At 57.4% G+C, this 8,944-nt stretch carries 12 protein-coding genes; 10 read left to right on the top strand and 2 right to left on the bottom strand.

Annotated features, from left to right (window positions below; translation table 11 throughout):
* Window positions 1-159: 159 nt before the first annotated feature.
* A complete protein-coding gene (locus BQ8482_RS31225) occupies window positions 160-663 on the bottom strand; it encodes a PTS sugar transporter subunit IIA (protein ID WP_123151102.1) in 504 nt (167 codons plus the stop codon).
* Between BQ8482_RS31225 and BQ8482_RS38490 the strand changes: the two genes are divergently transcribed.
* The 4 genes from BQ8482_RS38490 (at window position 632) to BQ8482_RS31205 (ending at window position 2,955) form a co-directional block, all read left to right on the top strand.
* Window positions 632-958, top strand: coding sequence for a DUF4381 domain-containing protein (locus tag BQ8482_RS38490; protein WP_165848784.1), 327 nt, complete (start codon window positions 632-634; stop codon window positions 956-958). The genes BQ8482_RS31225 and BQ8482_RS38490 overlap by 32 nt on opposite strands.
* Before the next feature lie 130 nt (window positions 959-1,088).
* Window positions 1,089-1,502, top strand: a complete 414-nt coding sequence (locus tag BQ8482_RS31215) for a DUF5602 domain-containing protein (protein ID WP_123151100.1) — start codon at window positions 1,089-1,091, stop codon at window positions 1,500-1,502.
* The gene (locus BQ8482_RS31210) at window positions 1,499-2,023 is read left to right on the top strand and encodes a plastocyanin/azurin family copper-binding protein (protein WP_165848794.1); all 525 of its coding nucleotides are present in this window, start codon (window positions 1,499-1,501) and stop codon (window positions 2,021-2,023) included. Before BQ8482_RS31215 ends, BQ8482_RS31210 begins: the two co-directional genes overlap by 4 nt.
* 110 nt (window positions 2,024-2,133) lie before the next feature.
* Complete coding sequence (locus tag BQ8482_RS31205; protein ID WP_123151099.1) at window positions 2,134-2,955, top strand: two-component system sensor histidine kinase NtrB; 822 nt, start codon at window positions 2,134-2,136, stop codon at window positions 2,953-2,955.
* A 14-nt stretch (window positions 2,956-2,969) separates the two neighbouring features.
* Here BQ8482_RS31205 and BQ8482_RS31200 read toward each other — a convergent pair whose 3' ends face one another.
* Window positions 2,970-3,857, bottom strand: coding sequence for a LysR family transcriptional regulator (locus BQ8482_RS31200; RefSeq protein ID WP_244603058.1), 888 nt, complete (start codon window positions 3,855-3,857; stop codon window positions 2,970-2,972).
* A 150-nt stretch (window positions 3,858-4,007) separates the two neighbouring features.
* On the opposite strand from BQ8482_RS31200, the gene BQ8482_RS31195 reads away from it, so the two are divergent.
* The 6 genes from BQ8482_RS31195 to BQ8482_RS39755 form a co-directional block, all read left to right on the top strand.
* On the top strand, window positions 4,008-4,769 hold the full coding sequence (locus BQ8482_RS31195) for a gluconate 2-dehydrogenase subunit 3 family protein (RefSeq protein ID WP_123151097.1): 762 nt from the start codon (window positions 4,008-4,010) through the stop codon (window positions 4,767-4,769).
* Window positions 4,770-4,792: 23 nt separating this feature from the next.
* Window positions 4,793-6,562: a GMC family oxidoreductase gene (locus BQ8482_RS31190; RefSeq protein WP_123151096.1), complete on the top strand. Its 1,770-nt coding sequence runs from the start codon at window positions 4,793-4,795 to the stop codon at window positions 6,560-6,562.
* A 119-nt stretch (window positions 6,563-6,681) separates the two neighbouring features.
* Entirely contained in the window at window positions 6,682-7,089 is a 408-nt protein-coding gene (locus BQ8482_RS31185) for a c-type cytochrome (RefSeq protein ID WP_123151111.1), read from the top strand.
* A 226-nt stretch (window positions 7,090-7,315) separates the two neighbouring features.
* Window positions 7,316-7,687, top strand: coding sequence for a DUF488 domain-containing protein (locus BQ8482_RS31180; protein WP_123151095.1), 372 nt, complete (start codon window positions 7,316-7,318; stop codon window positions 7,685-7,687).
* A 136-nt stretch (window positions 7,688-7,823) separates the two neighbouring features.
* Window positions 7,824-8,480: a fructose-6-phosphate aldolase gene (fsa, locus tag BQ8482_RS31175; protein WP_123151094.1), complete on the top strand. Its 657-nt coding sequence runs from the start codon at window positions 7,824-7,826 to the stop codon at window positions 8,478-8,480.
* Window positions 8,481-8,738: 258 nt separating this feature from the next.
* A partial coding sequence (locus BQ8482_RS39755) for a Rieske 2Fe-2S domain-containing protein (protein WP_244603061.1) occupies window positions 8,739-8,944 on the top strand: 206 nt, incomplete at its 3' end.

The following is an 8,944-nucleotide window of genomic DNA, read 5'->3' as shown; positions in this document are numbered from 1 at the left end:
CCGCAGTCAGTAATAGCCTTCACACCGTCACCTTTGAATAAAAAGGCCGCGCCGCGGTTCGCGAATGCTTCAGCATAGTCTGGCTGCCTACTCACCCTCACGCCTTAGTTGACTGTGATATGCGTCGCGTCAATGGAGTCTAAGGCATTGCTGAATTGCCTAGACACCAGAACGCCACTCCCGACGCGACAGTATGCAAATTGGTGGAAATTCCGGAAGCGGCTCAGTTTCGAGAATCGCCAACGCCTCATCGGATGACCGCGCCTGTCGGATTCGCTCCCGAACCTGAGATGCCCGAAACAGCCGGCATATTTGGGAAAGGGCAGGGAGGAAGGCGGAAGTGGCAGAGCGCGGCCAGAGTACAGTGTAAATGAGGTCGACGGGGTCGTCGTCGGGGCCCTCGAAATCAATAGGCTGGGCCAAGCGTGTCAACGACGCGACAGGCGAAGAGATTATGCCAAGTAGAGCGTGGGGGATCGCGACGCCATGACCGACGCCCGTTGAGCCGAGACGCTCGCGGTCGAAAAGACCACGCAGAACCATCTGCTCGTCAAGCCCAGTTCTCCGCGCGATCCTGACCGCGATTTTTGACAAGGCTGATTGCTTTCCCTTTGTCACAAGGTCGAGCGAAATGTCTTCGTCTGACAAGATGGGGGAGATCATCAGGGTCAACCTCCGTGTCGATCCAAACGCAATCGCAAATTTAGCCGCGCTGCTTAAGCAGGGCAGAGTTCACAGTGGAATGAAGTGGAGATCCTGGCTTTCCCGGACGCTAAGCCAGGGCCTTTTCGCCTCCGGGCTAAGGGCCCGTTTTGAGGCGTTTTGGCTCTCGCCGGAAATTGAGGCTGAAGATCTTCATAGCAACTCAGAGGTAGTGAAAGATTTTTCGAAATCAAGCAAACAGTGCGCGCCTGACGAGCAGAAAAAATGCATTGAAATGCCAGTTAATTTCGTTTGACGAGCAGAACAGTCTGCTGCTTGCTAGCTGGACGCGAACAGGCAGTGTCAGCAAATGGAAATCGGATTTTAAGACCGCCTTCCAGGATCTTCGGCCATCGCGGTTTTTAGTTCAACAGGGAGATACCGTGATGAAAAAACTTGTCCTCGCAGTTGCCCTGACAACGGGCAGTTCGCTTTGCGCCATGGCGGCGGATGAGGTCACCAAAGCCCCGCCCGCGGCTCCTTACGAACAGGTCAGCAAGCTTGTGAAGCTGCCCGACTTCTTACCGGGCATGGGCCAACTTTTCGTCGATCCGACGACATTGCCTGCCGGCCCGTTCCTTGCCTATGACCACGACGGCAAGCTTGTCAGCACCATCTACATGCTGCCGATCAAGGATCTCAATCCGGACAAACGTTTTGACGACCTCGCTTCACCTGGAGCCAATGTCGACCATGTCGACGTCTACTACAACGCCGGCCATCCGGGCGTCGAAGAGCCGCATGCCCACGTCGTACTGTGGCATGTCTCGACCGCTGACGAGGCGCGGGTCGCGAAATGACACTGACGCGTCGTGAGATACTGGGCGCGGGCGGCGGGCTCGCCGCCGCCCTCTCCCTCACGTCTTTGGCCGTGTGGGGCGGCGAGATTGTCGAAATCAAGATGCAAGGGCGCGACGACGGTTCACACGTTTGGTTCGACCCGATAGGCATTCTGATCAAACCAGGACAGACGATCCGCTGGACCAATCTCAATCCCGGCAATTCGCATACGACGACCGCGTACAATCCGGCAAACTTGGAGCGACCGCTCCGCATGCCTAAGGCGGCTAAATCGTGGGACTCCGACTATCTCCTGCCCAACGAGAGCTTTTCGGTCACCTTCACCGAACACGGCGTCTATGACTATTTTTGTATTCCGCATGAGCATGCTGGAATGGTTGGCCGCATCATAGTCGGTGAACCCGAAACGCATAGCTGGACTGAACTGGTCGGTACGAATGGAGACCTCCCAGAGGAGGCGCTCAAGGCGTTTCCGATGGTCGAAGACATCATGACGAAAAGGATCGTGCGGCGCGCCTAGACATGCATGCAGGAGGCATGACGACCAGCAACAGGAGAACCCAAATATGACGATGCGAATGGGAGCGCGAGTTTCCTGTTTGTCGTCAATGATCGATAGGGGCGACCATCATGACTGGCAGCGCGTTTCCATACGATAATAAACCACGAGCGAAGCGCGACGAGCGCTCTCAGTTAGATATGCCTCTCGGTGCTTGGGCCGCAGCCCAACAACGTGAGCGTGCCACACATCGGCTTGCCGCCTTAGGCGAGATGACTGGCGGTATTGCCCATGATTTCAGAAACCTCCTAGCAGTCATTGGATCCGGCCTGAGGCTTGCCGAAAAAAGAGCCGAGGAGCCCGAAAGCGTGAGGACCTACATTGCGGCAGCGCGGGAAGGAATCGATCGAGGTATCGACCTAACATCACAGCTACTCGCCTTCGCAAAACATCAGGAACTCGATATCCACGCTGGCAATTTGAATGAGTTCCTCAAGTCTTTCGAGCCTTTCCTGAGGTATGGCGCAGGCCCCGATGTCCGCGTCAAGCTGGAGCTTGGTTCCGATATCCCGGACTGCTTGATCGACCCGGCGCTGTTCGACGCTGCAGTGCTTAATCTCGTCATGAATGCACGAGATGCGATGTCAAGTGGCGGGGAGATCCAAGTCATCACTGCGCGATTGGTGCAGACGACCACGGCACCTGACCCGCCCGGGCCCGGAACCTACGCATGCGTTCGCATCAAAGACGATGGTTGCGGCATGGCTCCGGAAGTCTTGCGAAAGGTGTTCGATCCTTTCTTCACGACGAAGGGTGAGAAGGGCACCGGGATAGGGATGTTGCAAGTGCAGGCTTTGGCGCAGATGGTTGGTGGTCGGATCCGGATAAGGAGTGAACGAGGGATTGGAACAACGGTCGACCTTCTGTTCCCGTCAATCCAAGCGGACCTTTAGACGCCCAACAACTCCTACAATTTGATGTCGGCGCTCGCGACGGAATGCAATCCTGCCAGGGCAGGACCTACCACGCTCTCGTCGGCACTTGCGGATTGCACCGCGTAAACCGGATAGGAGAACTGCGGCATTTCAGGCACAAGGTGCAGCCGGCCGGCCTCTATGTGAGGCTGCACAGAACTCTTCCTGAAATATCCGGAGCCGCCAGTCGCAAGAACATAGCTCAGCGCGAGCGGACCGAGATCGAAAGAAAGATCCGGCGCAGCACTCGGGAAATTCATCCCGTGGTGAAGTCCAAAATCCGGCCCCCAATCCATATAAACATAATCGGATTCGTCCAGGAGGCGCGCTTCGGAATTGGTAGTCACGAGGACGAGTTTTTCCTCCAGAAGCAGATCGATCTTCAACCCCGGTCTGTGCGGGGGGGCGTACATGATAGCTATGTCGACCATTCCCGACGCAACCTGATTGATCAAATCCTGCGGCACATCGACGTGTACCCGAAGCGCAATATCTTGGAGCGAGCGGCGCATCCATCGGACCCAATCGAGCAGAAGAGGTTGCGCAAGACTGACTTCGCTGCCGACCGTCAGGACAGCCCGGCGTCCCGGGGGCACGGCAACCTGGTGAAGGGTGCGTTGCCATAGTTGGACGAACATCGGAGCGTGGCGCAGAAATTGCTCACCGGCGGGGGTGAGCGAAGCTCCGCCTTTGTGGCGGACGAAAAGCGCTCGGCCCAATTGCTGCTCGAGGTTGCGGATTCGTGCGCTTACGGTCGTCTGGGCGACATTCAAGCGCTCCGAGGCTCGGATGAAACTCCCTGTCGAAACGATCTCGATAAAAGTGCGGGCGAGCTCAATATCCATGGGGGAGATAGCATAAAAATTGCGTTTAAATGTCAATCAATTTCGTTTGCTAGATAGCTAGCGCCGGCGCTAGGCTCGAAGAATTCCACCAAGCCTAGCGCTGAATGCTGCGCAGCGCCGGTTGGAGGGGGCGCAAGCTTTCTCCATCTCACACATCGTTTTGCCTGCAGCGTCACAGGAGAGATCATGTCGACGAGAGATAAGAGCCAAGGCGATGTGGGGCGTCGCGACTTTCTGAAGCTGTTCGGTGTGGCAGGAGCGGCAGCGAGCACATTGCCGCTGGGAGGATCCGCATCGGCGAACGAAACGGTGGCCCCGGCGATCGGAAAACCGCGTCATCACGGTACTGACGCCGCGAAATCCCATGCCGGGGACTGGGGCTACGAATTCTTCAATGTCGACGAATCCGGCTTCATCGAGGCGGCGGTCGATACGCTCATTCCAAGCGATTCAACCGGCCCCGGCGCCAAGGAACTCGGGGTTGCGAACTACATCGATCGCCAAATGGCCGGCGGATACGGCAAGGGCGACCGGCTGTATCTGGAAGGGCCGTTTGGCGAGGGTACGCCTGAGCAAGGCTATCAATTGCCGATGACGCCATCGGAACTGATCCGGGCCGGCATCGCCGACGTCAGCGTCTATGTGCAGAAAAACCACAAGAGCACCTTCGACGGCCTGTCAGCAAAAGATCGTGCTGCGGTGATAGCCGATCTCGACGGCAAGAAGATTGAGCTTCCAACGGTGCCGACCGCAACCTTCTTCGGACTTCTGCTCCAGCTCACGATCGAGGGCTATTTCGCTGACCCGATGTATGGCGGAAACAAGGACAGGGCAGCCTGGAAGATGATCGGCTTCCCTGGTGCGGGTGCCATGTACATGGACGAGATCGAACCGTTTCGGAACAAGCCCTACACGGCTGAGCCGAAGGGCATCCAGGATCTCATTTAATCGACGAAAAAGGAGACTGTAACATGGCCACCAAACTCAACGCGGTTGATGTCCTGATTGTCGGTCTTGGGTGGACAGGCGGCATCATTGCCAAAGAACTTGCATCGACCAAACTGAAAATTGTCGCCCTTGAGCGGGGAGGCCCACGTGACACCAATCCGGACTTTATCGACCCCCAGATCCATGACGAACTCCGCTACGCCGCCCGCCACGACCTCATGCAGAACGTGCGGCGGGAAACCATCACATTCCGCAACAGTGAATCGCAAACGGCGCTGCCGATGCGGCAACTCGGCTCGTTCCTGCCTGGCCAGGGCGTGGGCGGCGCAGGCGTGCACTGGAACGGCGTGACTTGGCGCTGGCTCGAATGGGACCATCAGGCGCGCACCCGGACGGTCGACAAATACGGCGAAAAGATCATCCCTTCGGATATGCACCTGCAGGACTGGCCGATCACCTATGACGATCTCGAACCCTATTACGACAAGTTCGAAAAAACCTGCGGCACATCCGGCAAGGCCGGCAATATTAACGGTCGGAAGATCGATGGTGGCAATATCTTCGAGGGATCGCGAAAGGACGAGTACCCCAATCCGCCTATGATTGCCGCGCAGAGCATGGTGATGTTCGAGAAGGCGGCCCGCAATCTCGGCTATCACCCGTTCCCCAACCCGTCGTCTAACGCGTCCCGGGATTACGTCAATCCCGATGGCGTGGCCTTCGGCCAGTGTCACTACTGTGGATTCTGCGAACGTTTCGGCTGCGAGGCGAATGCCAAGGCCAGCCCGCATTTCACCGTCATTCCGCTCGCGGTGAAGAACCCGAATTTCGAGCTGCGCACCAACTCAATCGTGCTGAAGGTCAATCTCGACTCGACCCGCAAGAAGGCGGTCAGCGTCACCTATCTCGACGCACGCGGGCGCGAATTCGAACAGCCTGCCGACCTCATCGTCCTGTCGGCCTATGCGCTCGGCAACGTCAACCTGCTGCTGCATTCGGGGATTGGCGAGCCCTATGACCCGGCAACGGGGAAGGGCGTGGTCGGCCGCAACTATGCCTATCAGTGCGGTGGCGGAGCTACCGCCTTCTTCGACAAGAAAACCATTCTGAATCGCTTCATGGGCGCCGGCGCTCTCGGCACCTGCATGGATGATTTCAACGGCGATAACTACGATTTCGTGAAAGCCGGCTACATCGGCGGCGGCGGTATCAGCTGCAGCAACTCGGGCGCCCGGCCTATCCAGTCGCATCCAACACCCCGCGGCACGCCGCGTTGGGGCTCCGACTGGAAGAAGGCAGTGGTCGACAATTATGACCACGCAGCCAGCGTGGGCAATCAAGGCGCGGTGATGGCCTACCGGCAGAACTACCTGAGCCTTGATCCGACCTACACCGACGTTTTCGGACGTCCGTTGATGAGGATGACATTCAATTTCCAAGACAACGAGATAAAGCAGATGAACGCCCAGGCCGACATCTGCGTGACACTAGCCAAGGAGATGGGTGCGACCAAGATCGATCGAAACGTGCCGCCCGTGCCCTATTCGATCGTGCCCTATCAGAGCACGCACAACACAGGTGGGGCAGTCTTCGGAGCTGATCCAAGCACCAGCGTTCTGAACAAATATCTTCAGGTCTGGGATGTCCCGAATTTATTCGTCACCGGCGCTTGCGTGTTTCCCCAGAACGCGGGGAAGAACCCGACCGGACCGGTAGGCGCTCTTGCCTACTGGGCGGTGGACGCGATCAAGAATCAGTATCTGAAGAACCCCGGTCCGCTGGTTGATACCTAATGCCGCGTCTGCCGGAGCCGGATACTTGGTTCGGCTCCGGCAGACTAGGTCGTGTTTCGAAATTCGTTGTTGGGGGCAGGTCGGCCGGAACCACCCGCCGTTCGTTGAAAGACGCAAACATGAAATCGACTTTGCTTGGATTGACGACCGCAATTCTAACTGTCGTCGGTTCGGCCCATGCGCAGGACATATCTTCAGGCAACGCCGAAGCCGGAGCCGTCGTCTTCAGGAGGTGCATGGCCTGCCACAAGGTAGGCCCCGACGCAATGAACGGAGTAGGTCCGGTCTTGAATGCCGTCGTCGGCCGAGCGGCTGGTGCATATCCGGATTACAGCTATTCCGCGGCGAACAAGAATTCGGGTTTGACCTGGGATGAGCTGACACTGGCGACGTATCTGCGCGCGCCGCGCAAATTGGTGCCAGGCACAAAGATGACATTTGCCGGTCTCAGCAAGGACCAGGAGATCGCCGACGTAATCGCCTATCTGAAACAGTTCAACGCTCAAGGACAGAAGGTCGGCCCCTGAGACAGGAGGGCGACCTGTCCCGGCCGCAAAGCACAACCAGGGTCAGGGGTATTCCACGATCCATCAGATGACTACCTACGCAGCCATGGTGCGGGCCATCACTGGATCGAGCGATATCGCGGCGACATCTCGTGATCAGATCAAGCCGACGAGGTAATCCTTAGAACGAATTCTCCGGCCTTCCCGATGCCGTCAACGACACGGAGACAGACAGGACACCACGTCGATGAGCGAAAAAATCTTCAAAGAGAGAGTAAAATTGAAACGGGCATATGAGAGTCCTGCTGTCGACGATGGCAAGCGAGTGTTAGTTGACCGGCTTTGGCCGCGCGGGGTCAAGAAGACCGAAGCCGCCATCGACCATTGGATGAAGGAACTCGCGCCAAGCACCGAGCTTCGGAAATGGTTCGGACACGATCCAGCCCGCTGGGAGGAATTCCGCCGGCGATATGCGGCGGAAATCCATGAGCATCGCGATGAACTTGACCGACTGCGCGACCTGATACGGGAGGGCGCTGTCACACTCGTCTACTCGGCTCATGACGAGGCCCACAACGATGCCGTCGTCCTTAGAGAGATTTTGCTGAAACATCGATAGAGACGTCACGTCGCTCCTGCACTGCCATTGCCTTCAAAGACATAGGGCGTGCGATCACGACAGCGACAACTCCGGAAACCAAACCAAACAAAAATCATCCAATCATCGTTGGGCGCGTTCCTTGAGGAGAAAAACAATGAAATTCTTTGTCGATACCGCCGATATATCTGAAATTCGCGAGCTTGCTGCCGCTGGAGTTCTCGATGGGGTGACCACAAACCCGTCCCTTATCGCAAAGACCGGCCGACCGATCAGAGATGTGATCAAGGAGATTTGCCAGACGATCGAGGGCCCGGTTTCAGCGGAAGTCACCGCGATCGACTTTGACGGCATAATCGCCGAGGGAGAGCGTTTGGCCGACATTGCCGCCAATGTGGCCGTCAAGGTGCCATCGACCTGGGATGGATTCAGGGCTTGCCGGCCGCTCAATCGGCTCGGACGGAAGGTCAATGTCACGCTCTGCTTTTCAGCCAACCAAGCACTACTCGCCGCCAAGGCAGGTGCGACCTTCATTTCGCCGTTCGTTGGCAGGCTCGATGATCTCGGTCTGGACGGCATGGAGGTGATCCGAGAAATCCGGACGATCTATGACAACGACACATCCTTCACGACGGAAATCCTCGCGTCTTCAATTCGCACCCCTCTCCATGTCAAACAGGCGGCGATCGCAGGCGCCCATATCGCGACCGTGCCACCCGCAGTACTCAGAAACCTCGCCAAACACCCACTCACCGACAAGGGCCTAGAATCCTTTCTTGGCGACTGGGGCAAGACGGGGCAAGCGATTCTGTAATCGTCGGACAGGGGTGATCGCAGGCAGCTATCATAAAAATTGCACGCAATTGCCGATTAAATTCGTTTGCATGATACCGAAGATGGCGGGAGACTGTCGTTGAGCTGCTCAACCCGCGTCGAGTGAGTTTATGGCGGTGCGAAGAACCTGACGGCATCCCAGCCAGGCACGCCCAGTGCCGAGCCTGGTAGACCGGAAGATTTCTCGCGTCTCGGCCGTACGAGTAATTTTGACACTGGTTCGCCAAGGGAGAAGGAAATGGCTGAAGGTCATACCAAACCAAGCGGGCCGGATCTGGTGCAGGGCATCGCATTCTCCGAGCTTCCCGATGGCGGAAAGCTGTTGGGTCATTGTGGCGATGAACAGGTGCTGCTGGTGCGCCGCGGGGCCGAGGTCTTCGCCATCGGAGCGACATGCACACATTATGGCGGGCCGCTCGCCGACGGTCTTGTGGTGGGAGACAC

The organism is Mesorhizobium delmotii, assembly GCF_900149755.1.
Lineage (GTDB): Bacteria > Pseudomonadota > Alphaproteobacteria > Rhizobiales > Rhizobiaceae > Mesorhizobium > Mesorhizobium delmotii.
This window is presented reverse-complemented; position numbering and strand designations above follow the sequence as displayed.